Raw genomic sequence first — 224 nt, forward strand, 5'->3', positions numbered from 1 at the left:
CAATCGAGCCAAAAATTAGAGCTTATTTCGGAAAATGACAAAAATAAAAAACAAGAACTCAACGATTTAATTAAATTATACAGAAAAACTGCATTTGTAGAAAATCAGACCAAGGATTTCTATTTAAACAAGCTGTTAAATCAAGGGGAAGTTGTTGTTCAAGGCTACATCCAACATCCTTCAAAAGTACAGACTTCAAAAGTACAGACAAAATATGCAATCAT

The 224-nt window shown here is 30.8% G+C and carries 1 protein-coding gene; it reads left to right on the top strand.

Features of this window, described 5'->3' with window-relative positions; translation table 11 throughout:
• Positions 1 to 224: hypothetical protein (locus tag RRF55_RS28590; protein ID WP_439419384.1), on the top strand; the 224-nt coding region annotated here is incomplete at both ends.

This window comes from Klebsiella sp. K47, from assembly GCF_051858335.1.
Lineage (GTDB): Bacteria > Pseudomonadota > Gammaproteobacteria > Enterobacterales > Enterobacteriaceae > Klebsiella > Klebsiella pneumoniae.